Origin of the sequence: Sulfitobacter sp. M368 (assembly GCF_025141875.1) — a bacterium.
GTDB lineage: Bacteria > Pseudomonadota > Alphaproteobacteria > Rhodobacterales > Rhodobacteraceae > Sulfitobacter > Sulfitobacter mediterraneus_A.
In genome coordinates, this window is record NZ_CP081113.1 from 318,920 (window position 1) to 344,649 (window position 25,730).

General features: G+C 58.7%; 18 protein-coding genes. 12 read left to right on the forward strand and 6 right to left on the reverse strand.

Features of this window, described 5'->3' with window-relative positions; translation table 11 throughout:
- The first annotated feature begins 2 nt into the window (after window positions 1-2).
- Together K3754_RS01575 and K3754_RS01580 are read left to right on the forward strand one after the other, a co-directional pair.
- On the forward strand, window positions 3-1,040 hold the full coding sequence (locus tag K3754_RS01575; protein WP_259940290.1) for a LacI family DNA-binding transcriptional regulator: 1,038 nt from the start codon (window positions 3-5) through the stop codon (window positions 1,038-1,040).
- A gap of 1 nt (window position 1,041) precedes the next feature.
- Entirely contained in the window at window positions 1,042-2,241 is a 1,200-nt protein-coding gene (locus tag K3754_RS01580) for a winged helix-turn-helix domain-containing protein (RefSeq protein ID WP_259940293.1), read from the forward strand.
- Window positions 2,242-2,253: 12 nt separating this feature from the next.
- Here K3754_RS01580 and K3754_RS01585 read toward each other — a convergent pair whose 3' ends face one another.
- Entirely contained in the window at window positions 2,254-2,949 is a 696-nt protein-coding gene (locus tag K3754_RS01585; RefSeq protein WP_259940294.1) for an aspartate/glutamate racemase family protein, read from the reverse strand.
- A 170-nt stretch (window positions 2,950-3,119) separates the two neighbouring features.
- Between K3754_RS01585 and K3754_RS01590 the strand changes: the two genes are divergently transcribed.
- The 9 genes from K3754_RS01590 (at window position 3,120) to K3754_RS01630 (ending at window position 11,642) form a co-directional block, all read left to right on the forward strand.
- Window positions 3,120-4,358: an FAD-binding oxidoreductase gene (locus K3754_RS01590; RefSeq protein WP_259940296.1), complete on the forward strand. Its 1,239-nt coding sequence runs from the start codon at window positions 3,120-3,122 to the stop codon at window positions 4,356-4,358.
- Between the two features lie 31 nt (window positions 4,359-4,389).
- Entirely contained in the window at window positions 4,390-5,379 is a 990-nt protein-coding gene (locus K3754_RS01595) for a TRAP transporter substrate-binding protein (protein ID WP_203209356.1), read from the forward strand.
- Between the two features lie 105 nt (window positions 5,380-5,484).
- Complete coding sequence (locus K3754_RS01600) at window positions 5,485-6,009, forward strand: TRAP transporter small permease (RefSeq protein WP_203209355.1); 525 nt, start codon at window positions 5,485-5,487, stop codon at window positions 6,007-6,009.
- 4 nt (window positions 6,010-6,013) lie between these two features.
- Window positions 6,014-7,324 carry a TRAP transporter large permease gene (locus K3754_RS01605; protein WP_203209354.1) on the forward strand — a complete coding sequence of 437 codons (1,311 nt, stop codon included), beginning with the start codon at window positions 6,014-6,016 and terminating at the stop codon, window positions 7,322-7,324.
- A gap of 11 nt (window positions 7,325-7,335) precedes the next feature.
- The gene (locus K3754_RS01610) at window positions 7,336-8,274 is read left to right on the forward strand and encodes a hypothetical protein (protein ID WP_259940299.1); all 939 of its coding nucleotides are present in this window, start codon (window positions 7,336-7,338) and stop codon (window positions 8,272-8,274) included.
- On the forward strand, window positions 8,267-9,004 hold the full coding sequence (locus tag K3754_RS01615; protein WP_259940301.1) for an allophanate hydrolase subunit 1: 738 nt from the start codon (window positions 8,267-8,269) through the stop codon (window positions 9,002-9,004). Before K3754_RS01610 ends, K3754_RS01615 begins: the two co-directional genes overlap by 8 nt.
- Entirely contained in the window at window positions 9,001-10,029 is a 1,029-nt protein-coding gene (locus tag K3754_RS01620) for a biotin-dependent carboxyltransferase family protein (RefSeq protein ID WP_259940303.1), read from the forward strand. Before K3754_RS01615 ends, K3754_RS01620 begins: the two co-directional genes overlap by 4 nt.
- 1 nt (window position 10,030) lies before the next feature.
- Window positions 10,031-10,804, forward strand: coding sequence for a LamB/YcsF family protein (locus tag K3754_RS01625; RefSeq protein ID WP_203209350.1), 774 nt, complete (start codon window positions 10,031-10,033; stop codon window positions 10,802-10,804).
- Window positions 10,805-10,808: 4 nt separating this feature from the next.
- The gene (locus K3754_RS01630; RefSeq protein WP_259940305.1) at window positions 10,809-11,642 is read left to right on the forward strand and encodes a phosphotransferase family protein; all 834 of its coding nucleotides are present in this window, start codon (window positions 10,809-10,811) and stop codon (window positions 11,640-11,642) included.
- On the opposite strand, the gene K3754_RS01635 is transcribed toward K3754_RS01630, so the two are convergent.
- A complete protein-coding gene (locus K3754_RS01635) occupies window positions 11,627-14,557 on the reverse strand; it encodes an ABC transporter transmembrane domain-containing protein (RefSeq protein ID WP_259940307.1) in 2,931 nt (976 codons plus the stop codon). The genes K3754_RS01630 and K3754_RS01635 overlap by 16 nt on opposite strands.
- A 199-nt stretch (window positions 14,558-14,756) precedes the next feature.
- On the opposite strand from K3754_RS01635, the gene K3754_RS01640 reads away from it, so the two are divergent.
- Window positions 14,757-15,146, forward strand: coding sequence for a DUF3307 domain-containing protein (locus K3754_RS01640; protein WP_203209347.1), 390 nt, complete (start codon window positions 14,757-14,759; stop codon window positions 15,144-15,146).
- Here K3754_RS01640 and K3754_RS01645 read toward each other — a convergent pair.
- The 4 genes from K3754_RS01645 to K3754_RS01660 form a co-directional block, all read right to left on the reverse strand.
- A complete protein-coding gene (locus K3754_RS01645) occupies window positions 15,136-16,854 on the reverse strand; it encodes an adenylate/guanylate cyclase domain-containing protein (protein ID WP_259940311.1) in 1,719 nt (572 codons plus the stop codon). The two genes, K3754_RS01640 and K3754_RS01645, sit on opposite strands and share 11 nt — an antisense overlap.
- A 92-nt stretch (window positions 16,855-16,946) precedes the next feature.
- Window positions 16,947-21,794 (reverse strand): PKD domain-containing protein, encoded by a 4,848-nt coding sequence (locus tag K3754_RS01650; RefSeq protein ID WP_259940314.1) that lies wholly within the window; start codon window positions 21,792-21,794, stop codon window positions 16,947-16,949.
- Window positions 21,795-21,831: 37 nt separating this feature from the next.
- On the reverse strand, window positions 21,832-24,168 hold the full coding sequence (locus K3754_RS01655) for a FecR domain-containing protein (RefSeq protein ID WP_203209344.1): 2,337 nt from the start codon (window positions 24,166-24,168) through the stop codon (window positions 21,832-21,834).
- A gap of 301 nt (window positions 24,169-24,469) precedes the next feature.
- The gene (locus K3754_RS01660; RefSeq protein ID WP_259940319.1) at window positions 24,470-25,528 is read right to left on the reverse strand and encodes a saccharopine dehydrogenase family protein; all 1,059 of its coding nucleotides are present in this window, start codon (window positions 25,526-25,528) and stop codon (window positions 24,470-24,472) included.
- Between the last annotated feature and the right edge of the window lie 202 nt (window positions 25,529-25,730).

The following is a 25,730-nucleotide window of genomic DNA, read 5'->3' on the forward strand; positions in this document are numbered from 1 at the left end:
ATTTGAACACACCCTCAAAACGCCCGCTGACCCTTCGTGATGTATCCGATGCCTGCGGCGTCTCTGAAATGACCGTCAGCCGGGTGTTGCGCAATCGCGGTGATGTGTCTGAAGCCACACGGAAAAAGGTGCTGACCGCGGCCAAGGAACTGGGTTATGTGCCGAACCAGATTGCCGGATCATTGGCCAGCCAACGGGTCAATTTGGTGGCGGTGATCATTCCGTCCCTGTCCAACATGGTCTTCCCGGAGGTTTTGAACGGCGTCAATCAGGTGTTGGAAGACACGCCATTGCAGCCTGTGGTTGGCGTGACCGACTATTTGCCTGAGAAAGAAGAGCGGGTGCTTTACGAGATGCTGTCGTGGCGTCCGTCCGGGGTGATTATTGCGGGGCTGGAGCATTCTGAAGCGACGCGGGCGATGTTGCGCAATGCGGGTATTCCGGTGGTTGAGATCATGGACACCGATGGCCGGCCTGTCGACGCGATGGTGGGGATCTCGCACCGCCGCGCGGGGCGCGAGATGGCCAATGCTATCCTGAAAGAGGGATATGAGCACATCGGTTTTATGGGCACCAAAATGCCGTTGGACCATCGGGCGCGCAAACGGTTCGAGGGATTTACCGAAGGATTGGCAAAGGCTGGCATAGAGATCGAGGACCGCGCTTTTTATTCCGGCGGGTCGGCGTTGGCCAAGGGTCGCGAGATGACACAGGAGATGCTTGAACGCTCTCCCGATCTGGATTTTCTGTATTACTCCAATGATATGATCGGCGCGGGCGGGTTGTTGTACCTGATTGATCAAGGCGTCGATATCCCCGGCCAGATCGGTCTGGCTGGCTTTAACGGAGTTGAGCTGTTGCAAGGATTGCCGCGCCAGTTGGCGACCATGGATGCCTGCCGCGCCGAGATCGGGCAGGCGGCGGCGCGGATTATCTTAAACCAGACCACCGATGAGCCGGATCCGGACATGCCGCAGCAGGTTACACTGACGCCAACGTTGTCATTTGGTGATACGCTGCGCCGCCATCGCAAAAGATAACATGCTGACCCTTTCCAACAGTGCCGCGCGGCGCGTGTTTCTTGACCGGCACCACCTGTCCGGTCTGCCGCAAGGGCCGGGCAAGGGCGATGATCTGCTTGGCCTGATCGAAAATCTTGGCTTTGTGCAACTCGACAGCATCAACACGGTTGCGCGGGCGCATGATCTTATCCTGTTTGCCCGGCGGCAGCGGTATCGGCCCAAGGCGCTCAAGTCCCTTTATGAGAAAGACCGCGCGTTGTTTGAGCATTGGACCCATGACGCGGCTGTGGTTCCGATGCCCTATTACCCCTATTGGCACCTGCGGCGGCAGCGCGATGCGGAGCGTTTGCGCGGCCACTGGCGTGACGGGCGACGTGCGGGCTTTGAGGCGTGTTTCCAGGCGGTTTTGGATCAGATCAAGTCTGACGGCCCGGTGTGTTCTGCCGATGTGGGCAAGGATGAAAAACGCGGATCAGGTGGCTGGTGGGATTGGCACCCATCCAAGACCGCGTTGGAATATCTGTGGCGCAGTGGGGCGTTGTGCGTTGTCGGGCGCGAGGGGTTTCAGAAACGCTATGACCTGACCGAGCGGGTGCTGGAACAGCATCTGTGTGACGTCTCGAATGCCCCTGATTTGGACGAGACGATTGATTGGTGTTGCGATCAGGCGCTTGAACGGCTGGGTTTTGCCACGCATGGAGAACTGGCCGCGTTCTGGGCGCATATCACCCCGGCCGAGGCGCAGGGGTGGTGCAAGGCAGAATTGGCGGCAGGGCGGCTTGAGCAGGTTCAGATCACGGGTGTGGATGGCAGCCTCAAGATGGCCTATGCGCGGCCTGGTCTGGCCGATGATCCAGCAATTGACCAACCTCCGACAAATCGTTTGCGGGTGCTCAGCCCATTTGATCCGGCCCTGCGAGATCGCAAGCGGGCGGAGCGGTTGTTCGGCTTTGACTACCGGATTGAGGTGTTCGTTCCCGCGGCGAAACGCAAGTATGGGTATTACGTTTTCCCGATCCTGCAGGGCGATCGATTGGTTGGGCGCGTCGATATGAAAGCCTTTCGCGATGAAGATGTGCTGCGGGTGCGGGCGCTTTGGCCGGAGGATAAGGTCAAATGGGGCAGTGGCCGGATCGCCGCGTTCGAAGCAGAACTTGAGCGGATCAAAAGGCTGGCGGGTGTGAGCCGTGTCGCGTTCGAGGATGACTGGCTGCGCTAGTCGCGGTTAAGGCTAGCCAAATTCGCGTGGCCGCAAACCTTCGTGAAACCACATCAGGTAGCTGTAGATAGAAAAGACGGGCCTTTGGGTGGCGGCGGCGATGGCTGCGGAATAGGGCACCATATTTGTACATTCCAGAATGATCGCGCCGACATCGGGGTGATCGGTCACAAGGGCCATGGCCGCGCTTACCAGATCGGCACGGGCGGCGGGCACATCCAAACTGGGTTGGTTGCCCAAAATCGTCTGGGAAAAGCTGCTGCCGTCAGTGCCTTGAACTGACGCGTCCTCGGGGACGCCTGCCGCGGCAAGGTGAGCGGGCGTCAGGGTGCGAGCCGAGATGGTCAGCACGCCAATGGTTTGGCCGGGGGGCAACATGGCTTGTATCTGTGCCGCCTGTTCAAGCGCGGAGGCGGCCACTGGAACCCCTATTTCTGCCGCAAGGCGGGGCCGGATCAGGGAAAGAAATCCGCACGTGGTGGCAATCCCGCTGCACCCTGAAGCGACCAATTCTTGACCCGCGGCCACAAAGGCCTGCACAAATGGTTCAACGTCGTCACAGACGATGGCCTCAGGTGTGGCACCTTCAACCACTGCGAATTTCACCGCAAACGGCCAGGTGTCAGGGTTTCCAACATCGCCGGGGATTCGCGGAAATCTGGTGTCCAGCATCAGGATACCGAGGCGTGCGTTGTCTTTGTTGTTCATGTGCCTGTCCCGCCAAAGCCCAGCAAACACTGCGGTTTCGTGCCAATTCATACAAGAGAAAATTCAAACAATTACAAAATACAAACAAATTGTTGACGTTTTGATATTTTTGATAAGAATGGAGGCAGGGAGAACGTCATGAACAGAACAAATTGCACCGGGCTTGCGATGTGACCGGCCATTGCGTTGTCATAGGGGCGGGCATCGTCGGCGTGTCCACGGCGATCTGGCTGCGCCGCGCTGGCGTCGAGGTGACGGTGATTGACCGGGGTGCGCCCGGCACGGGCACTTCTCACGGCAATGCAGGTGTGCTGGCGTCATGCGCGATGGTGCCGGTCACAGGACCAGGGCTACTACGCAAAGCGCCGGGAATGTTACTGGATCGGGATTTCCCATTGTTTCTGCGCTGGTCCTATCTGCCGCGCCTGCTGCCATGGCTGCGCAAGTATCTGGCGGTGGCCAATGATTCCGACACACGCCGGATCGCCAAAGGGCTCACCACGATCACCGGCGATTCCGTAGAGCAGCACAAAAGCCTGTGTGATGAACTTGGTCTCGGTGACTGGGTCAGCGAAAGCGAATATTGCTTTGCCTATAACAGTCGCGCGGCCTTTGAGGCGGAACACTACGTTTGGGAGCTGCGCAAAGAGGCGGGGTTTGAGCCGCGCCTGATCGAAGGGGCTGAGGTTCATGACTATGAGCCTGCGCTAGGGCCGCAAATCAACACGCTGGCGGTGATGAAGGATCACGGATTTATCCGCAGCCCCGGTGGCTATGTGCAAGCCTTGGCCAAAGCTTTTGAAGGGATGGGCGGCACCATCATGAAGGCGGAGGTCAAGGATTTTGACCTTTTCGGCGGGCAGGTGCGCGGCGTTCAGACTTCTGAAGGCACCGTCCCTTGCGATAATCTGGTGCTGGCGACAGGCGTTTGGTCCAAGCCGTTGATGAAGAAGCTGGGCCTGAACATTCCGCTTGAGGCCGAACGGGGCTATCATATCGTTTTTGAAGATGCATCCGGCGGACCAGCGCGGCCAACTATGATCGCCAGCGGAAAATTTGTGGCAACGCCCATGGAACAAGGTCTGCGCTGTGCGGGCATTGTGGAGTTGGGCGGGCTTGAAGCCGGACCATCGCCCGCCCCGCTGGCCTTGCTCAGACGTCAAGCCAGGGCGGCCTTTCCAGGGCTAAAGGCGACAAACGAAATCGAATGGCTGGGGCACAGACCCGCCCCCAGTGACAGCCTGCCGTTGATCGGTGAGGTTGGAAACAGCCGGGTCTTTACTGCCTTCGGGCATCACCACATCGGGTTGACGGGCGGGCCAAAGACGGGCCGCCTTGTGGCCGGATTGATCACCGGGCAGGCCCCGAACACGGACCTGACCCCATATCACCCACAACGCTTTGATTAGTGTTCAAGACATCCAAAAAGGGAGAAACTCAATGAAACTGACAACAAGATTAATGGCAGGCGTGGCAACCGCCGCCGTGGCCCTGACAGCGGCGATGCCCGCAATGGCTGCTGAGAAATGGGATATGCCGATGGCCTATTCCGCGTCCAACTTCCATTCGGAGAATGGCGTCGCTTTTGCAGATTGTGTACGCGGCGCGACCAACGGCGATATTGATATCACTGTGCATCCGGGCGGGTCGCTGTTTGCAGGTGCAGACATCAAACGCGCAATCCAGACCGGTCAGGTCCAGATTGGTGAGCGTCTGCTGTCTGGTCACCAGAATGAAAACGCGGTGTTCGGATTTGATTCCGTGCCTTTCCTTGCCCCGTCCTTTGAGGACAGCGCCAAGCTGTTCAAAGCGGCCAAGCCAAAGCTGGACGCGGTGCTGGACGAACAGAACCTCGTGATGCTCTATGCCGTGCCATGGCCACCACAGGGTCTGTATTTCAACAAGGAAGTGAACAGCGCTGCGGATATGCAGGGCATCAAGTTCCGGTCCTACAACAACGCCACTGCCCGACTGGCAGAGCTGACCGGCATGTTGCCCGTCACCATTGAGGCAGCAGAAATTTCCCAGGCGTTTGCGACAGGTGTGGCGGAATCGATGATTTCCTCCGGCGCGACAGGCTATGACCGCAAGGTGTGGGAAAGCCTGAGCCATTTTTATGAAGTCGATGCATGGCTGCCGTACAACTATGTGATGGTAAACAAAGATGTCTGGGCGGACGTGTCTGATGCCAACAAAACGGCAATCACAACCTGCGCTGGAGAAGCACAAGCGCGTGGTTTGCAGGCGTCCAAAGACTACACCCAGTTCACAATGGATGGTCTGGCCGCAGGCGGCATGACGGTTGGTCCAGCCGGTGATCAGCTGATGGGTGATCTGCGTGCTGTGGGTGAAACCATGACCGCCGAATGGCTCGAAGCAGCAGGCGAAGATGGCGCGGCCATCGTCGATGCCTTCAAGTCCATGCAATAAGGCAACGCAGAAAACCACAAGAGGGCCGGTGCGCCGGCCCTCTTCGCGCCGCGCGCGCGATGTTTTCTCATCACGGCAAAGCCATCTTTTGACAGGGGTCAGATCATGACATTCCTCCGACGGTTCCTCGATTTTCTGTATCTGGCATCCGGCGTTCTGGCCGCGCTATGCCTGATCTCGATCCTCAGCTTGATCGTGGCACAAATGCTGGCCCGCTGGATTGGCGAGATCTTTCCCGGTGCGCCCAGTTATGCCGGCTATGCCATGGCCGCGGCGAGCTTTTTTGCCTTTGCCAATGCTTTGAATCGCGGTGCGCACATCCGTGTATCCGTCCTGCTGAACGCCGTGCCACCCGGCCCGAAAAGGTTGTTGGAGATCTGGTGCTTTGCGCTGGCGGCGGGGATCGCATGGTATTTCACTTATTACGCTTACTGGTTTGTCTACTGGTCGTGGAAATTCAAAGAGGTCTCACAAGGGCAGGACGCCACGCATTTGTGGATACCGCAATCGGTGATGGTCTTGGGGGGCGGCCTGTTGGCGATCGCGCTGACCGACAACTTGCTAAATGTGCTGTTCAAAGGTGAGCACCGCATCAGCCGCGACATCGTCGATCAGACGCACGGGGAATAAGAACATGACAGAGATTTACGCCATAACGCTTTTCCTTTTTGTCTTGTTTTTCCTGTTGGGCACAGGTGTCTGGGTTGGGCTGGCCCTGATGGGGGTCGCTTGGGTCGGGATGGAGCTGTTTACCACCCGCCCGGTCGGCGACACGATGATCACTACGATTTGGGCTTCGTCCAGTTCCTGGACACTGACGGCCTTGCCCCTGTTCATTTGGATGGGAGAGATCCTGTATCGTACGCGATTAAGCGAGGATATGTTCAAGGGGCTGTCACCATGGCTGGCAAGGTTGCCGGGCGGATTGGTGCATACCAATATCGTGTCATGCACCGTGTTTGCGGCGGTGTCTGGATCATCTGCTGCGACCCTGACCACAGTGGGCAAGATGTCGATCCCGGAACTGAGGGCCCGAAACTATCCTGAGAAGATGATCATCGGCACATTGGCAGGGGCGGCCACTCTGGGTCTGATGATCCCGCCGTCGCTGGCATTGATTGTCTACGGCGTCACGGTGAACGAAAGCATCACCAAACTGTTCTTTGCAGGCGTGTTTCCGGGCTTGGTCTTGGCGGGCATGTTTATGGCCTATGTGGCCTTTGTCAGTTTCACCTCCAAGGATTGGAATCCCGATGTTGAAACCGGCATGAGCTTTGCCGAAAAGGTCCGCAATTCGCGGTTCCTGTTGCCGGTGTTTGCCCTGATCACTGTGGTCATCGGGTCAATGTATTTGGGTCTGGCCACAGCCACCGAAGCGGCGGCCATCGGGGTCATCGGGGCGCTGGTGCTGGCGATGTTCCAAGGGTCGCTGACCTGGGACAGTTTCCGCGAAAGTCTGATGGGGGCCACGCGAACCTCTGCGATGATCGCGCTGATCCTTGCGGGGGCAGCATTTCTGAAGCTCTCGATGGGCTTTACCGGATTGCCACGAGCGCTGGCGGATGGGATTGCGGCGATGGAATTGACCCGCTTCCAGCTGCTGATGGCGCTCTTGGTGTTTTACATCGTGCTGGGCATGTTCCTTGATGGTATCTCATCGGTTGTTCTGACCATGGCCGTGGTCGAGCCGATGGTGCGGGGCGCGGGCATTGATCTGATCTGGTTTGGCATTTTTGTCGTCGTGGTGGTCGAGATGGCACAAATCACGCCGCCCATCGGATTTAACCTTTTTGTGCTGCAAGGCATGACCGATCACGAGATGGGCTATATCACCCGCGCGGCGCTTCCGATGTTTTTTATCATGGTTCTGATGGTCTTTGTCTTGATCTGGTTCCCGGAGATTGCGACATGGCTGCCAGAGAACCTGCGCAGCGGGCCGTCCTGAGACAGTGACCTATGATCCAACACATCTTATCTGCCGCATCGTCCCATGCGCGGCTCTGTCTGATCCTCGGGTTGGCAGGCGGGCTTTTGTTGCCCACCGTCGCGAATGCCTTGGTGCCGTGGTTGCCGCATATGGTTGCAGGGCTGCTGACGATCACGGCGTTGCGCATTGGCTGGCGCGCGGCAATGGGCGCGGTGAGCGATCTGCGCTGGGGGCTCAGCGCAGTATTGCTGCTGCAAATGGGCGTGCCGCTGGCGGGCTTGGGCATCATGACTTTGGCAGGATTCGGCGACAGCCCAGCAACCCTCGCCATCGTGCTGGCAAGTGCTGCCCCCGCCATTGCCGGGTCGGTCAATCTGGCGCTGATCCTCGGGCTGGATGGCGGGCGCATGATGCAGATTTTCGTGCTGGGCACGGCGGCGTTTCCTCTTACTGTTCTGCCGGTTCTGGCGGCGTTGCCACAGCTTGGCCCGGTGTCGGAGGTGGTGTTTGCAGCGTTGCGGTTGTTGGTGATCATCGCGGTATCGGCGGGCACCGGTTTTGTGTTGCGCCGGCTGTTCTTTCCGCGACCCTCACCGGCCCAGATCAAGGCGCTCGACGGGTTGTCTGTGATCGCCTTCTCCTCAATTGTTGTGGGGCTGATGGCAGCGCTGAACCCCGCCTTGCGGAGCGATCCGGTAGCGGTTCTGTGGTGGGCCTTGTTGGCTTTCGCGATCAGCTATCTGTTGCAGCTTTTCACGCTGCTGACCCTCCGGCACGGCAAACTCAAGGCGGTCGCCGGGCCTATCGCAATCGGTGCAGGAAACCGCAATATCGCGATCTTTCTGGTGGCCCTGCCCGCCGAGGTTCTGGCGCCGCTGATGGTGTTTATCGGCTGTTGGCAATTGCCAATGTATCTGACGCCGGTGCTTTTGCCGCGCCTCTACAAATGGGCGCTTGGGGATGAGTGACTGGCCTCAGATACGTACCGTCGGCTTGTCTGGCATATTGGTCAGCTTTGCCGACAAAATGTCAGAGCCTGCCAACCGCGCCGCCCTGGCCTTTCGCGCGGCTGTAGATGCGGCAGACTGGCCCGAGGTGGCAGAGACCAGCACATCGTTGGTATCGGTCTTCTTGCAGGTTGATTTGGCAGAGGCAGCGCCGGATGCACTGGTTGAGAAACTGCAAGACCTGCTTGCTCTGTCAGACTGGCTTAATGCGCCTTTGCCAGCGGGGCGCACTTTGTGGCATGTGCCGACCGTCTATGGCACGGATCTGGCGCCGCAATTGGAAGAGGCCGCAGAGGCTGCGGGCGTTGATCCTGATTCAGCTGTCCGCGAATTGTCGACATCGCGGGTGCGGGTTCTGACCATCGGTTTTGCACCCGGCCAGCCCTATATGGGAGAGCTCAGCGAGACATGGAATATCCCGCGCCAGCAGGCGTTGACCAAGTCCGTGCCCGCGGGGGCGCTGGTGGTGGCGATCCGGCAGTTGATCATCTTTACCAACGCCTCTCCCACAGGGTGGCGGCACATCGGCCAAACCGCCTTTCGCACATTCCGCCCTGATGCATCGCAACCCTTTGCCTTGTCACCGGGGGATGAACTGGTGTTCCCTTCTGTGACGCAAGCCGAGTTGGCGCAGATCCGTGCCAAAGACGACAGCGGCAATGGTGGTGCCAGTTCAGAGGCACTGACATGACTGCGCATCTGGGCATTATCCAAGCCGGTCCGGGGCTGAGCCTGCAAGATTTGGGGCGTCCCGGCTTTCGGGCGCAGGGGCTGACCATAGGCGGTGCGGCTGATCCGGTCGCTCTTTACGAGGGTGCGGCGCTCTTGGGGCAGCCTGCCGATACGGCGGCGATAGAAATGGCCGGAAGTGGCGGCGCATTTCGGGCCAGTGGCGAGATCCGCATTGCCCTGACGGGCGCGGAAATGGCGGCAAACATCGACGGTGACCCGCTTATCTGGAACGCCTCGCATCTGCTACCTGCCGGTGCGACGCTGACCATCGGCGGGGCGCGAAACGGCAGCTATGGATACCTGCATGTGGGCGGTGGATTTGACACGCCGCCACAGATGGGATCGCGGTCCAGCCATCTCAGCGCGGGTTTGGGCCGCGCTTTGCAGGATGAGGACAGCTTGCCGCTTGGCCAGGACGGGGCGGGGCAGGTGGGCATGACCCTGACACCTGTGACCCGCTTTGGCGGTGGCGCGGTGCGCGTGGTGTCTTCAATGCAAACAACGTCCTTTTCGCAAGACACGCGGGACAGGTTTTGCCAAACACAATTTGCCCGTGATGCTCGGGCCAATCGCATGGGTGTGCGGATGGATCAACCGGGCGAGGGGTTCGCCACCGAAGGGCAGCTTACCATCGTGTCCGAGGTCATTGTGCCCGGCGATATCCAAATCACCGGTGATGGCGCACCATTTGTGCTGATGTATGAATGCCAGACAACAGGGGGATATCCGCGCATCGGCACAGTGATCCCTTGTGATCTGCCGCGGGTTGCGCAGGCCCAGATGGGGGCCACGATCCGGTTTGAATTTGTTGAGATGGCCGAGGCCATCGCGTTGCAAACCCGCTTTCTGTCTGAGCTGAAATCACTGCCGTCCAAAGTGATGCCGCTTGTGCGTGATCCGGCCAATATCCGTGATCTGCTGGGCTACCAGTTGATCAGCGGCGCGGTTTCGGCTCAAGCGAACCCTTTTGAAGAGGAGAATTGAGATGCCACATGTCGATCTGAACGCGGATATGGGAGAGAGTTATGGCGCATGGAAAATGGGCGACGATGCGGCGCTTTTGAACATTGTGACCTCGGCAAATATCGCTTGTGGTGGTCATGCAGGTGATGCGGATGTGATGGCGGCGACCATGACGATGGCCCAAAGCAACGGTGTGGGCATTGGCGCGCATCCGGGGTTCATGGACATCGCCGGATTTGGCCGCAACCGCATGTCAGTGCCGCGCGGGACGTTGCAAAATCAAGTGCGCTATCAAGTGGCCGCAAGTCTCGGCATGGCCCGCAGCGTGGGCGCAGAAGTGCGGCATCTCAAGCTGCACGGCGCAATGGCCAACATGTGTGCCGAAGACGAGGACATGGCGCGTGACCTATACGAGGCGGCGTTGAGCGTTGCGCCCGATTTGATTGTCATGGTGCTGGCCGCCACCGCGCAACAGTCGGCGGTGGAAAAGCTGGGCTGCCTCTGGGCCGGAGAGATCTTTGCCGACCGCGCCTATAACGACGATGCCACGCTGGTGGACCGGTCTTTGCCCGGTGCGGTGATCCATGACGCGGATCATGCTGGTGCTCGGATGGTTCAGATGGTTCAGGCTGGCGCAATCATCACCGAAAGCGGCAAACATATTCCGACACAGATTGATACGATCTGCCTGCATGGCGATACAGCAGAGGCGGTTCAGATTGCCGGATCGGTCAGGCGCCAATTGGAAGCGGCTGATGTGTCTCTGCGCAAGTTTGAAGGGCATCGGTCAGATTAGCGCAATGGATGTACAGACACAGGCGCAATTGGCCAAGCTGGCCCCGATCTTTGACGCATTGGGGGAAAAAGCGGTTGCGATTTCGGTGTTGGGTGGCGGGGCACAGGCATCGATCTGGCGTATTCAAACAGACCGGCGCACCTATGCGCTGCGCGTGCTTAAACCCGGTGCGCCGGGGCTACATCCAGCGGTCGATGCCAGATTGCGCCGCACGCTTTCTCAAAATGGCGCTGCAGTTGTCCGTCCGGTGTTAACCTCTGAGGAGGTGACGACGCCAGAAATTTCTGCGCAATGGGTGTTGGACGATTTTGTGGATGGACGGCCATTGTCAGGGCCGCTGCCCCGGCAACCGGCCAATGATCTGGGTCACTCACTTGGGGTGATACACGGTCTCGATCAGGACGCATGGGAGGAAATTCCGGTCAGCTTGCCATCGGCCCTGTCTGGGTTGGGCAAATTGCGGCCGGGCGCAAAGCAGGCTCTGTACCAGGAGTTGATCAACCATACCCTGGCTCCAGAAAACACCCGCGTTGCCGTCTGTCACGGCGATTTGCATGCAGATCAAGTGTTCCGGAAGCGGCACGGCGGGATCGCGATATTGGATTTCGGTTTGGCGCGGCGCTGTGACTGTCGCTGGGATCTGGCTGCGGTTTTGTTGGCTTACGGGCGAGGCAGCTTTGACGCTGTCTTAGCGGGATATCCGGGCAATGCCGTAGATCTTGATAAGGTGCTACCATTTGCCCAGACATTGGCCATTGCAGCGTTGATGCGGGGCCGGGCCAAGGCCGCAGCGGCGCAAACATTTCTGGATAATCATCCTGTTCAGTTGGATACGTAGCCCGCGACAACCTGTAGCAGTTTGTAGGCTGTGCCAGCATCGCTGCCGACCACATCAAGGAATTCCTCACCGCCAATGCGCAGGCAGGTCAGGTCCGATTTGGCCCGCATATCCAACGCGCGGGGTACATTGCGGATCAGGCCCAATTCCCCGACCAATGCGCCGGGGCCAGAGGTCGTGATCAGCAGATCATCCTCGCCGTCACGGGGCAGCAGCAGATCAGCTTCCCCGTCGATCACCAGATAGGCGCCAGAGGTCGGGTCGTCATCTTTATGAAAAACATATTCGCCCGGCTCGGCCTTGTACCACCGCGCCCCGAAGGCCAGCAGCCGCAGTTGTTTGCGGGCGAGGCCAGAGAACAGGTCGGTCCCTTCGATGGCCCGCAGTTTGCGGGCGAGATCGGCGCTGACGGTGCTGTCCTCATCTTGTGGCGCGGCACTGGCAATGGACGAAATCCGGCCTGCCTGCATCTCGTAAACGGCTGTGAAATCGCCGGTGTTTTCGAAGCTGGGCGCAAGACAGATGATCGTGGTGCGTGGCAACAATGCGCGCAGTTTTTGCGGCAGGATGTTCCGGGTCTCGTCATCAAAGCTGGCCAGCACACCGTCAAGGATCAATATGTGAGGTCGCTTGATCGTGGCGCGGCTTATGGCGAGCGATTCCGTGAGCAATGCGGGCAGATTGCCACCGCCCAAGGTCAGCGGCATCTCAAAAATGAGGTCGAGCACAAGGCCGGCCAAATCCGCCTTTCGCAGGATGTCGCCAATCAGATCACGCAACTCATCGGCTTTGGCGCCGGCGCTGGCCACGATCCGGCCATAGAGCGCGTTTTCCAGCACAGTGAGGCCCGCAACCGGTGCATCCGCGTCAATCGGGCTGAGCAGATCCACCATGCTGGCTTGCAATTGCGCGCCATGTTCCTTGCGGATTTGCAGCACGCGGGTGGTGATTTCTTCGGGAAACGCGGTGCCCAGTTTGTCGGCGGAAATTACAAAGGTCACGGCCAGAAGACGGGCTTTTTCATCGCGCTCAAGCTGACCGCCGTCTTGGTGCTTGGTCAACAATGCGACAGCATTTTCGTAGGTTTCTGGATCGAGACCAAGCTTGCGGAACATCGGATGATCGGTGCCGTCCAGACCAAATATCTGGCGCAAAAGATCAACGATATCGGCCGCCAGTTGCAGCAGGTCCGCCTCAAGATGCAACTCTTCGAGAAGGTTCAGGAATTGCGCCTGCTCAAGCAGGTTTTCTGCGGTGACATGATTGCGCGACGTGGCAAACAACATGTTCTCGGCCACGGGTAGGCTGGGATTGAACAGATCCTCGCGGAAGAAATAAACAGCATCGCGCAGGCCGGCATCTCTGACCGCTTTTTCAACATCAGGCCGAAGTGCGACCAACGCGCGGGCCAGTTTGGTATGGACCGTTGCATTGATCCGCTGTTCGACGCCGCGTTTGAACAGCGCCTGATCAATGCCCATCCCGGTGATCAATTCCAGCCACCAGGACCGCAGATCTTCGGCTGACACGTCGTCTTCGATATCCTGCCAATCTGTTTCAAGTGGGTCTGTGCTGTTGCCTGCCCGTGCGCTTTCTGCGGCGGTTTCGTCTTGTTCGCCGCCAGGCTGCAGCTTCAGGGGCAGCATGACGTTGTCGCCAAAGCTGCCGAGGAACATCACGGGACGGGATGTGGCGTGGCCGATGCGCTTGGCAATTGTTGCCTGATGCAGGTCGGAAAGCTGCAGATCGCCGATGGTGATCTTGCCCGAAGACGGGATCACCTCACGCACCAGCACCTCTGCAAGGGCGCGGCGGTCTTCATCGCTGGGCGCGGTGATGGCGATGGAGGTGCCGGCATCAAAAGTGACGTTCAAGTCTTCGAGCACCGGATTACCATCGGCATCCTGCACGTTGACGCCGTGCAACTGGACTGTTCCTGCCAGATCTTCCAGCTTCTCAGGATAACCATCGAACAGGTCTTCGGGGATCATGCCCTGAGGGGCAAACCGTTCGGTAATGGTTTCCCACCGCAGGGCCATATCCTGAGACTGGTTGTAATAGGCCAGCAGTTCTTTCCATGGGCTGGACAGGTCTTTGTAAGCAGCCAGAGCCGCAACAAGGGCGCCCACGGTGATCTCGCCCTTGATCGCGAGATAGCCGCCAAGCGAATAGAAAAAGAACGGTGTCAGTTGCGAGATGAAGTTGTTGACGAACTTCATAAAGAATTTCTTTTGGAAGATCTCAAACCGGATGGCAAAGAGCCGCCCCAAACGGAAGGAGACCATCGCGAGACGATAACGCCAGCCGCCGTTGACACGCAGGGTGCTTGCTCCTGCCGAACTTTCGCCGATTTCCGACGCCAGCGCCCGCAACTGGATCACCCGTTTTTTGTTCAGTTTGTTCACTTGCCGCTGCAGTTTGGGGATCAACCACGCCTGTAGCGGAATGAACGCGCAGGCGGCCAACCCAAAGGTAAAGCTTTGCAGGAACAGGAAGCCAAGGATCGTCGCCATCTGGCCTGCTTGCAAGACGGGTTGCGCAACTGCATCGCCCATCAGCCCGCCCATCGGTTCGGATTCCGACGTGACCATCGAAACCAGCTCACCTTGGCTGGTGCGTTCGAAATAGGGGGCGGGGAATCGCAGGATGCGCGCGATCAGGGTATACCGCAGCCGCCGCAGCAAACGTTCGGCCAGCACCCCCTTCATCGTGTTGATCCGCATTTTCATGATGCCGTGACCAAAGACGGACAACAGGAACAGACCGCACAGGAACATCAAGAACGGCACCTGCTGCATTTCGTAGCCATAAACGGTGACAGGCCCGCCCGCGCCGATGGCGTCATTGATGATCCGCTTGGGCAATTCCAAGGTCAGGTACAGCAATGGAAACAGCGTCAGCGTCACGGCCAGCAAAATCAGCTGATCGCGTTTGGAATATTTCCAGATGAAACTGAACAGCGTGCGTTCGATGGGGCAGATCCAATGCTGAGGTGAAACAAAAAGACTTTGAAAATCATCAACCTCAGAGTCTTAACAACTCTGGGACGCTAAAATCAATTGATTTGCAGGTTTCGCAGGTTCCGTTAGGATCGTACCTTGAGGGAGGACGTGCGTGACCGCAGAGCTTCAGACCGCTTTGCTCCTGCTGTTATTGCTGGAGATCAAACACCTGTTTGCGGATTTTTTTCTGCAAACGCCGCGCATGTTGTCCGGCCGTGGGCAGTATGTCCATTTGGGTCGTGCGCAACATGCCGGGCTGCATGCGGCGTTTTCTGTCTGCGCCCTGCTGGTCTGCGGGGCGCCGGTGATGTTTGTCGCGATCCTCTGCCTCGTGGAACTGGTTGTGCATTACCACATTGATTGGGCCAAAGGGGTGCATTCGGACAAGACGGGATATACGCCAACCGACCCAGGGTATTGGCGGGCCTTTGGGGTTGATCAATTGCTTCATCAGCTGACCTATATCGCGATGGTCTGGGCTTGGGCCAACTTTACGCTGTGACGGCCTTTGCCGCGAAGTTCGGCACCGGCTTGGCGTAACCTTTCAAGGCAATTGGCGCCAAGGTTTCGAATGCCACACCCTCAAGATCGCCGCTGGCATCTCGGGTTGCCTGATCCAGAAGAACCTGCCCCGGATCCGCTTTGGAGCACAGGCGCGCTGACAGGTTCACGGTGGAGCCAAGCACGGTGAAATCCATCCGCTCCCGGGCGCCCATGGCCCCGACAACCACTTCACCTGATGCGATGCCAATGCCCACATGAAGGTTGTAGTCGGGAAATTTCATCAAAAGGTCTTGCATCGCGTTGGTGATCTTGACCGCGCATTGTACCGCGCGAATCTCCATCTCTTCGCCTTCAAAAACAGCGACCAGTGCGTCACCGATGAACTTGTCAACGTCGCCCTTATGTTCTTCGACGATATCGGTCTGCACATCAAAATACTGGTTCAGCGCCTCAATCACGACCTCGGGCGGTACCCGTTCGGAGAATTCGGTATAGCCGCGAATATCGGTAAAAATGACCGAGACCCGCCGCCGTTGCCCGCCGCGCGACATGCCTGCTTCATGCGATCCTTGAATGGCGTTCATGGTGCCGTGGCTGACAAATTTCATCAGCTCCAATCGTTCTCCCAGATGGCCGATCATCTGGTTGATGCGGTTTGACAGATCGCCGATTTCATCGCGCGAATTGACGTTTTGCACACGGGCGCTGAAATCACCGCTACCGACCTTCTCTGCCACGCTGCCGATCTCAAGTATGGGTTTGGTCAGTCGCCGCGCAAAGATGAGGGCGCCGATGCTGGCAATCGCAAACCCCAGCAGGCCAACAATCAGGATCTGTTCCGTGATGGCATTCACCACGCCGTAGGCTTGATCTTCGCTTTGTTCGGTCACCACGGCCCAGGGAAACCGGTTGGGAAAGGCGTAAGCGCCAAGCATCTTGGTGCCATCGGTGCGGGTATAGCCTTGCAAGGTGTCGGCCCGCGCGTTTGCCGTAATCAGTGGCATGGCAGAGCGGACCAATGACCGGTCCGTGAGCGAGGTGCGCTCGGGCGTTAAAACAGTGTACCCCTGAGGATCAATCACAGAGATTTCCCCACGCGCCGAGAACGGGTGATTGGCCACCAACGCTGCCATGGAGGCAAGGTTGATCTTTGCGGCAAAGGTGACTTCACGGCCTGCGATCTTGGTGTCCAACGGCAGGGCGATGGTCGCGATCCAATCGCCGGTCGCATCAATCTGGTCAATCAGCGGCTTGCCGTAGGCACCGCGTGCCCGCAGATCAGCCAAGAGTTCCGGAGAGGTGCTGAGTGTGGTGACAGGATCAAGTCCCGCAGCGTCCAGCCGTTGGGCAAAGCCCTGATCCGGGGCAAGGATTGGCAGTTTTGATCCGTCAATCGCCAATTGCAGCGCGACCACTTGGGGAAGTTCCTGAATGCCCAGCGTCAGCAGGGACACCTTCTGTTGTACATCCAGATCGGGGCTGTCGATGCCATTGCGGATCACTTGCAGCGGTGAAAGCCAGCGGCCCTGAAATTCATTGTCGAAGGCGCGGCGCAGCTGGCTGGCAACTGCAGTCAGATCTTCGTTGGCGGCGCTCTTTAATTCGTCGCGGGTCAGCTTGGTCAGGTTCTGGCCAACAATGGCCAGCGGCAGCACGGCAAGCAAAGTGGCAAACAGGAAAAATTTGATGCGTAATGGAAATCTCATGTGCGCACCTTAGAGCAGAAAACAGGCTCTGAATATGGGCTATCTGCCACCCGCACGCCGCAGCGGTTTGACCGCTGCGGCGTGGGCAAAGATCAGTTGCGCGGCAGCGCCGTGACAGTTGCCGTGTCACGGCCGACCCCGCAGGCCAACCCGGTTGGGTCGCGTGCCTCAACCGTCACGGTGTAGGTGCCGGGCGTTGCATAGCGATGCCGTGATACTGCGCCTGTGCCGGTGGTTCCGTCGCCATAATTCCAGTGCAGGTCCAAGCCTTGGCCATCTGGGTCAAAGGCATTGGATGCATCAAAATCAGCAACGTCATGGGCCGCGCCCAGCTTTGTTGTGATGTCCGGCCCGGCATCGACGCTTGGTGTATGATTGACCAGAACGGCTGCGCGATCTGTACCGGTGCCGCAGGTCAGACCACTATTGTCGGTCACGACCAGATCCACGGTGACAGGACCAGCGGTATCAAAACTGCGCTCAACCCTTGGGCCGGTCAGTGTCACGCCATCGCTGAACTTCCACTCAAACTGTTCGATCAGGCCGTCCAGATCACCCGAAGCACCGGCATCAAATACCGTCACATCGCCAGGGCAGACCACACGGTCCGGTCCGGCAAGTGCCGTTGGTGCCGCATTGACCCGCACATAGCGTTCCTCGCGGCGTTGGCTGTTGGCGAGGTTCTTGCCGTCATCCAAGGCGACGCTCACCGGGTAGAGGCCCGGATTTGCAAATTGGTAGCGCACACTGGCCCCCTCGGCACGCACACCGGTGTCGCCGAAGATCCATGCAACATCCGTACCTTCCGGAACGTCAACCTGCCAAGGCAATTCCACGGCAGGACAGATCCATTGCGGCGCTTCAAGATCGGCGACCGGGGCGGGATTCACCACAACTTCATGTTCGCGGGTGACACGGCTGTTACCAACGCCCGCATCATCCGTCACCGTCAGGGCCACCTTGTAGGTACCGGCTTTGGCAAAACGGTGGGCGGGGCGCAAGCCTTCGCTGGTGTTGCCATCGCCAAAGTCCCAGGCGTAGTTGATGATCACGCCATCCGCGTCGTTTGAGCCGCCCGCATCAAAGATCACCGCCTCACCTGCGGCCATGGATTGCGGGCCCTTGATGTCAGCGGCAGGTGCCTCATTGACCACAACCTTGCGGGTTGTCTCGATGGTACTGCACCCTTGGTTGCCGCCAGAAAGCTCCGTTTTCAGGGTCGCAAAATAAACGCCCGGTGTTTCAAAGACGTGCGAAACCTCAGCCCCTTCTGCGGTTGCACCATCGCTAAAGCTCCAGCTGTGAGAGATCACGGATGCCCCCTCAAGATCGCTGAGATCAATGGAGAACTTCGCAGGCATTCCAGCGGCGGCGCGTTCAGAGCCGACGATGGTCTGCGCGGGCGCTGCGACGACCTCGACATTCACGGTATCGGTGTCCAGCGGGCTGCAGGACCCCAAAGCTTCGCCTGTAATGGTCAGGTTCACCACGTAGTTGCCGGGCTTTTTGAAACGGTATTCAGGGCGTTCACCGCTGGCTGTTCCGCCATCACCAAAGGTCCAGGCGAAAGAGTTCACCGCCCCATCTGCATCGGTCGATCCGGACCCGTCAAAGCGCACGGCCTGATTGGTGCAAACGGTCATATCCTCGCCAGCATCAGAGATCGGTCCTTCGCGGATCAGGGCGGCGATACGGTCCACCGCGGTGCCCCATTCGGTGCCGGTGCCATTGCGCACGGTCAGGGTGACCGGATAGGCGCCGGGCTGTTCGTAGGTTTTTGACGGGTTCACCAGATCGGAGGTTTCGCCATCGCCGAAGTCCCAGGAATACAGCAGCAAACTGCCATCGGGGTCGGAGCTGTCTGAGGCGTCAAACAGGATCGGCTGGCCGGAACACACATCCTTGTTGCCGCCTGCCACCGCAATTGGACGGGTCTTGATCGTGACGACCGTTGTGTCGATGGCTTTCGCGTTCTTCAGGCCCGTCCCGTCATCGACGCGCAGCGTCACCGGGTAGATGCCGGATTTTTCGTAGACATGGGTGACCTGCGCCCCTTCCATCGGGGCGGAGCCGTCGCCAAAATCCCAGGCATAAATCAACGCATCACCATCGGCATCTGAGGAGGCTGAACCGTCAAATGAGACCTGTAGAACTTCGGTATCAATGCGCGGTCCGGCTTCGGCGACCGGGGCGTGGTTGACCCGAATGGTCAGATCATCGGTGTCGGTGGCGTTGGTCACGCCGCTGTCATCGGTCACGACCAGTTGCGCGGACCATACGCCGGGGGTGTCATAGGTGCGTTCAAAGGCGGGGATAGCAACAGGATCAACACCATCGTCAAATTCCCACATGTAGCTGATAATCTCGCCGTCCGTGTCGTAGGACAGACCGCCGTCAAAGCGCACGGGATCGCCCGGCGCGACCAGCTGGTCGGCACCCGCTTCTGCAACAGGGGCAGCGTTGACGGTGATCAATGTCTCGGCTGTGTCAGCCGCCGGGCCGCCGGAAAAGCTGTCTTTGACTGTCAGACCAAACCGGTAAAGGCCGGGACTGGCCAAAGCGACAGCGATGCGTTCGGCAGATTGTGAGGTGCCATCCGGCAACGTCCATTCGTGGACGCTGACGCGGCCATCGGGGTCCAGTGAGGCGCGGCCAGACAGGACAAACTCTTCGTTCGGTGCCACGGTCAGGGGCGGGCCAGCATCGGCGATAGGCGTGGCGTTGATCGTGATCGTTGTTGTGGCACGGTCGACGTTCAAAGGTGCAGTGCTTTCGTCGCGTACGACAAGCGCCACCTCGTAAATGCCGGGCCGCGCATAGGCATGAACCGGCGTCGGGCCGGTGCCAGTGTGACCATCGCCAAAGTCCCATTCGTAGGATGTGATCCCACCTTCGGGATCGGAGGACGCGGTGCCGTCAAACTGGACTTCGCTGGCCGTGACAAATTGGGCCGGACCTGCATTCGCGGTTGGGGCGGCATCAATCACGATCTGCTTTTCGATCTTTTGAATGGCTGAGGCCGTGCCGCTGTCATCTGTGACGGTCAGGGTCACGGTATAGATCCCCGGCGCGGTCCAGGCGTATTCGACGATCTCACCGTCCCCCAATGCGCCATCACCGAAATCCCACATGTAGGACAGGATCGATCCATCGGGATCAACACTGGCCTCCGCAGAGAGACTGGCTGCCTCGGAAACAGACACAGGGCGGTCCGGGATCGTGAACATCGGCTCTGGCGGCGCGTTCACGACCACGATCAATTGATCCCAGTCATAATTGTTCTCAACGCCGCTGTCGTCTTTGACGGTCAGGGTGGCATAGTAGGTGTCGGGCTTGGTGTAGGTGTGGCTGATCCGTGCACCTTCAATGATGGTGCCGTCGCCCATGTCCCAAACATAAGTGTTGAGAGTTCCATCCACGTCGTAGCTGGCACTGGCATCAAACAGCAGCGTTTGGCCGGTCTCGGCGGTTTGGTCCGTACCTGCTTCGGCGACGGGGGGAAAGTTGACCGTGATCAGGCGGGTTTCAACGCCGAAGTTACAGGGGTGATCGCTGTTGTCTTCAACCCGCAGGTTGCTGCGGTAGGTGCCTGGCTTTTCATAGGTTTTCTCGGCATAGCTGCCAGCCGCGCCGGTGCCATCGCCAAAGCTCCAGATGTAGCGGCTGATGGGGCTGTCTGATGGTTCTGATGTTGAACCGTCAAAAGGCACAACCTGACCGGGGGCCACTGTGATCGGATCGCCGGGTTTGGCTGTTGGGCCAGACCGGACATGCACGGGTACGGCAACGCTGGATCCACGGCCAGCACGGGTGCCTTGTTCCATCACCTTGAGTGTCGCGGTATAGCGGCCCGGCGCGTCATAGCGGTGTGCGATCACGGATTGATCGGTCGATTTGCCATCGCCAAACTCCCAGATGTAGCTGAGCGGCACGCGCCCTTGCGAGGGGCTGGCGTCAAAGGCTACAGCGCGGCAATCTGCCAGAGGGCTGGCGGTTCCGATGGCTGTCGGGCGGGCCGGATCAAGCGCCTTTACCGGGGGCATTTGCAAGCCGACGGCTGCGCCGTCTTTGTCAAACACGGATACGGTCACATCATTTGGTGTTTCAAACCCGCCTTTAAGACTAAGTGCCAAAGCGCCGCTTTCCGGCGCCGCGCTGTCGATGGACCAATAGTTCTGACCAGAGATTTGCAGCGGTATATCAGTGTAGTCGGTCACAAAGGTCAGATCGCCCTTGGCGCCGTCAAAATTCTGCACCTTGAACGGCCCTTGCGCGGCGGGGTCTACCGTGACGCGGGTTGCGGATGTGCCGGCGCTCCACCTGATCGTGGGCTGGTAGGCGAACATCGACAGGTCATTGGGCGCGCGGTTACGGTCGCGCACTGTGCTGACAGCGACCGAAAAACCGTTGCCGTCGTTGCCGGCGGTACCGTCCACATCAATGCGGAAATAGGCGCGGCCATTCACGATCTCACCTTGACGCGCGCGGACGGTGCCCAGTGTTACCCAGCGGCCATCGGTGCCTTTATCATAGCCGTATTCAGATTGCGCCAAGACCTTGCCAGGATCGGTTGTGAGGGTCGAAATACGGGCCGGTCGTTCGCGTTCCTGCACCATGGCGGGGCGGGTTGCGCCAGTAAAGGCACCTTCGCCGCCCATGATGCGATAGGTCGTCAATGAATCGCGCGGGCCGCCATAGGTGAAGTCATCGTTGCCGCTGGTTTCGGGATCAAAGATGCGCACATAGACACGTCCGGGCGTGTTTTCAGGGATCGAGAAAAGGATCTGTTCGCGGTGATCCACGTCGCCTTCGGAACTGGGCGCGGAGATTCCGTAGACCACCAGCAGGCTGGCCGTGTCAGCGGTGGTTTGGGCGCTCAGCGGCAGGGCAAGCGCAGTAAGGGCGCCGGCAGCCAGTGTGATGCGTTTCATCCAGTTCATCGTCTTCCTCCATCCCTCAGGCGCAGCGCCCGAGAGGTCATTTGAATGCCGTGTTTCCGGCGTAGTCTTCGACGGCCACTTCGATCAGTTGGATCTGGCCGGTTTCGGGCGGCAGGCTGGCGCGGCAGATGCCCGCGCCACTGTCGCAGCGCAAAAATCCGTCCCGTTCCGCACCGCCAATCTCAATCAGATAGGTGGCGGACTTGCGCAGCCCGCTTGGGTCGGTTGCGGCCACTTCGATGGTGATTGGCCCGGCATTGCCTTCGGCTCGGATCACTTCGGCGCGGGTGATCACGGGTGGCTCAATGTCATAAACGGTTTGCAAGCGTACAGCCGTGACGTTGCCAACAGCATCGGTCGCCAGCAGATCAAAATCGTTGATGCCGGGTTGCAGCTCGGTTGCGATGGCAAAGGCTCCGTCAGCAATCTCCACGGGCTGGCCATCCAGTGTCAGGTTGACCGCATCCCCTGCCGTGCCGGTGATCTCTAGATCAGGATTGTCAGTGGCCTTGGGTAGCGGCAGATCAAGCTTCACCTCCGGGGGCATTTCATCGCGTAAGACAAAGAAATCGGCGCGACCTTCGGATTTGCCATTGGGCGCGAAAATTTCAATCTGATAGCCCTGAATTTGAGATGTTGCCGGGACACTAAACGAAAGGGCGCCTTGTGGGCCTGTTACGGCCTGCACCACCACAGCGCCCGAGGCATCAATGACAACGACCGGTGCATCGGGTTGCGCGGTGGTCGCCGCGCGAACAACCAGTTCCCCAGATCGCGTAGCAAAAGCATCGTCAGCGCGGGGCATGGCAGGATCAAATGCGATCTCAACCGCAACCGCGGGGCGGTAAATGACGGTTTGTCCAAGGTTGCTTTGGTTTCCTGCCAGATCGGTTGCATCAAGACGCAGCAGGTTTTCGCCCACATTCAAAGGCACTTCGATTTCAAAGCTGCCGTCCTGGTTCAGCTCCAGCGGCGCACCGTTGAGCAGGACAGTGGCATCCGGCTCGGACGCGCCGAAGACGATGATCGTCGGCTCTTCGGACAGGGTGCCATCACCGGGGGCCAGCAACGTCAGAAACGGCGGCGTGTTGTCCCGGCGCACGATAAAGCCAGCGGGTTTGCTCCATTGTCCGGGGAGCCCCAATTGATCAAGCGCGGCAACCCGCCAGAAATAGCGAGCCGGGGGCAATTCCGGCGTGGTAAAAGCGGTTTCGGCGATGCCCCATTCACTGACCTGCATTTCATTAAATCCAGCGTCGCGGGCCACTTCGATCCAATACCCCGCAGCGCCGTCAAATCCGGCCCAAGCCAGATCAACAGCGCTGGAATACAAGATTTCATTATCGTCCGGTCGGCTGAGTACGGGGCTATCCAGAACATCGGCGGTCTGGGCGCCGTCGCGGTTGAGCACAACACCTTCATTTTCACCGATCACCACGGCAGTATCGCCCTGCCTGACCTCAAGGCTGGCTTGATCATAATTCACAAACTTTGCGCCGCTGGTGTCGTTCTTGACCCAGAAATCCGATGAGTTCGTCTTGGTCTCGACACCCGGCACATCAATTTCAAAAGCGGTCTTGTCCGACAGTTGGTTCAGAACCGCATAAAAGTCGCCGTCCACCAGCGAGACCTTAGTCACCTCATCCCCGGTCAACGGGTCAGAGCGCATGCGTTGGATCGTGGCATTGGAATTGGCGTTCAACCGCAGGCGCGACAGATCGCGAAAGGTAATCTGGGTTGTGCTGCCCGAAAGGGTGCGCACGCGTTCAAATTCGATCAGAATGTCGTTGAGGTTTCGACCAGACCAGCGCGGCTCGGCCGGGGCGCGGCCCTGCACATCACCTTGCACATCGGACACGACCGCCTCGGCAGAGCGGTCGCGTTGGGCAATCGCGATCTCAAGCGCCTCCTGCGCCAGCAGAGTGGCGATGTCGGACAGATCAATGACCTCGCCCCACTGATAGGTTTCACGCCGCTCCAGCGCGGTTTCGCGGCTGGCGACGGCATTGCCGATCTGAACCGGCGCAAAGACTTGCGCGCCTTCCGCTGTTGCGGTCTGGATGGTGTTGAGCGCCTGTTGGAGCGCCTCGTCCGCCGCGCGAACCTGTTTGACCGGCATCTTGAGCGTGTCGTTGGGCCGTAAATCGGTGGGTGTTGCGATCTGGTTCAGTTCAAGGACGTAGGGCCATAGATCAGGATCCCCCAGATGCCGCCCAACAAAATCGCGGATGGTGTCGGCAGAGGTGAATGTAATGTTCTCGAACTCAAGCGTTGCGCTGCGCGTTTGGCTCAGGGCCGGCTGAACCGCCAGTCCTGATGCAAAAGCGCTGGCTAAAACAAGGCCGCGCAGAATATGTCGGACAGTACAAAACAATATTGCCGCCCCCGAGGGATCAAAGAGAAGTGCCTAAAAATTGGCACAATCCTCCGGAGAAACCCCTGTTCAAGCAAGTTTATTCGTTAACAAAGTAACTGTTTCTGGGGTGGATTGGTCTGTTGAAGTGCATCAATAGCCCAGTTTTAAGGGGCATTGTCGCGTATTTGGCATCTATACGTAAGCGGGCCATTTGCGGTGGTCGTTTTTGTAACCAACGTGTTTGAAGCGGGCCCGGCTCTGATTCTCTGGAGAATTGCCGCGGTTCCGACTGTGCTCGAAACCGTGGCAAACTTTGACACTATTGGGCGTAAAGGCCGCCTGTGGGCGTCGCGAGGAAATCGGACAGCGGAATGTCTTCTTGCTTGAGGAACCCGCTGGCTGGCAACTTGCCGTCGCGCACCATTTCGATGATTGCGACGACCGATCCTGCGGTGGTCCACGCGATGGCCGTGCGGGATTTGCCTGCAACATCAATCGGACGGTAGCCGCGCACAAACTCCTTGCGGGCCATTCGCCCGTTTTTCTTGCCCTCTGCCGCGACGTGCACATAGACCACGTCGTCATCCACGGGCGGCTTGGCGTTCACAAGGATCTCTCCTGCCTCTTTGCGGCGCTCGCGCATCAACAGCTCGTGGAAGAAAAAGTTCATCTGCGCGGCGTGACCGGGATAGCGCATGGTTTTGTAGTCGATGTTGGCAACCTTGCCCAAATAGGTGTCGCACATTGTGCCCAAACCGCCTGAGGTCGTGAAAGCTTCAAGTTTGACCCCGTCGATGTAGATATCTTCGAGCCATTCCATCGCCGAGACCCACTTGATCTCACCGTCTTCGATCACTTCGCAGTCGTTCAGATATTCGTTGACCACACCTTCGGGCGACCAATTGAAGGCATAACCCATCAAGCCGGTGGGGTTTTGCGGAAGGGCACCAACCCGCATTTTACAGCTGCGGCATTCATCAAGCGATGCGATCAGATCTGCGCCGACAATTCCGATGAAACCCGGTGCCAGACCACATTGCGGCGCCATCAACCCTTTGGAGGTTTTGCTCAGCTCAATGATGGATTTGGTGGTTGGCACGTCTTCGGTCAGGTCGAAGTAGTGGATGCCAGCATCATGGGCGATCTGCGCCAGCCGGGCGTTCAGGTGAAACGGGAGGCAGGACAGGACGGCATCTTGCTGTGCAAACTCGGCAGAAACGTCGCCGGTCTGGCTCAGATCCATCGCCTTGACGGCAAAAGGCAGCGATGTGGCGGGTTGCGCCATATCTATGCCGGTCACGTCAAACCCTGAATTGTGCAGCAGTTCCGCTGCCAATGTGCCAACTTTTCCAAGCCCAAGAACTGCAATCTTTTTCATAGCCAACCCTCAATCATAGCTGTTGAGAAAAGGCGGGATCGGCATGTGATAGAGCTGCCTGCCGCCATTTCAGATTGCAGCCACCTAATGCGCCCCGGTGGGCAGATACAATCGCTTGATACTCATCCACTCATGAATAATATTCATATCTCAACCTGCCGGACGCCGGTATGGGTGACTATGACCGCATCTTGAGGCAGGA

Coding starts and splice junctions, on each gene's coding strand:
- K3754_RS01615 (WP_259940301.1), top strand. CDS start 8,267: ATGAGTGACTGGCCTCAGATACGTACCGTCGGCTTGTCTGGCATATTG.
- K3754_RS01660 (WP_259940319.1), bottom strand. CDS start 25,528: ATGAAAAAGATTGCAGTTCTTGGGCTTGGAAAAGTTGGCACATTGGCA.
- K3754_RS01625 (WP_203209350.1), top strand. CDS start 10,031: ATGCCACATGTCGATCTGAACGCGGATATGGGAGAGAGTTATGGCGCA.
- K3754_RS01630 (WP_259940305.1), top strand. CDS start 10,809: ATGGATGTACAGACACAGGCGCAATTGGCCAAGCTGGCCCCGATCTTT.
- K3754_RS01605 (WP_203209354.1), top strand. CDS start 6,014: ATGACAGAGATTTACGCCATAACGCTTTTCCTTTTTGTCTTGTTTTTC.
- K3754_RS01585 (WP_259940294.1), bottom strand. CDS start 2,949: ATGAACAACAAAGACAACGCACGCCTCGGTATCCTGATGCTGGACACC.
- K3754_RS01580 (WP_259940293.1), top strand. CDS start 1,042: ATGCTGACCCTTTCCAACAGTGCCGCGCGGCGCGTGTTTCTTGACCGG.
- K3754_RS01595 (WP_203209356.1), top strand. CDS start 4,390: ATGAAACTGACAACAAGATTAATGGCAGGCGTGGCAACCGCCGCCGTG.
- K3754_RS01610 (WP_259940299.1), top strand. CDS start 7,336: ATGATCCAACACATCTTATCTGCCGCATCGTCCCATGCGCGGCTCTGT.
- K3754_RS01650 (WP_259940314.1), bottom strand. CDS start 21,794: ATGAACTGGATGAAACGCATCACACTGGCTGCCGGCGCCCTTACTGCG.
- K3754_RS01645 (WP_259940311.1), bottom strand. CDS start 16,854: ATGAGATTTCCATTACGCATCAAATTTTTCCTGTTTGCCACTTTGCTT.
- K3754_RS01600 (WP_203209355.1), top strand. CDS start 5,485: ATGACATTCCTCCGACGGTTCCTCGATTTTCTGTATCTGGCATCCGGC.
- K3754_RS01620 (WP_259940303.1), top strand. CDS start 9,001: ATGACTGCGCATCTGGGCATTATCCAAGCCGGTCCGGGGCTGAGCCTG.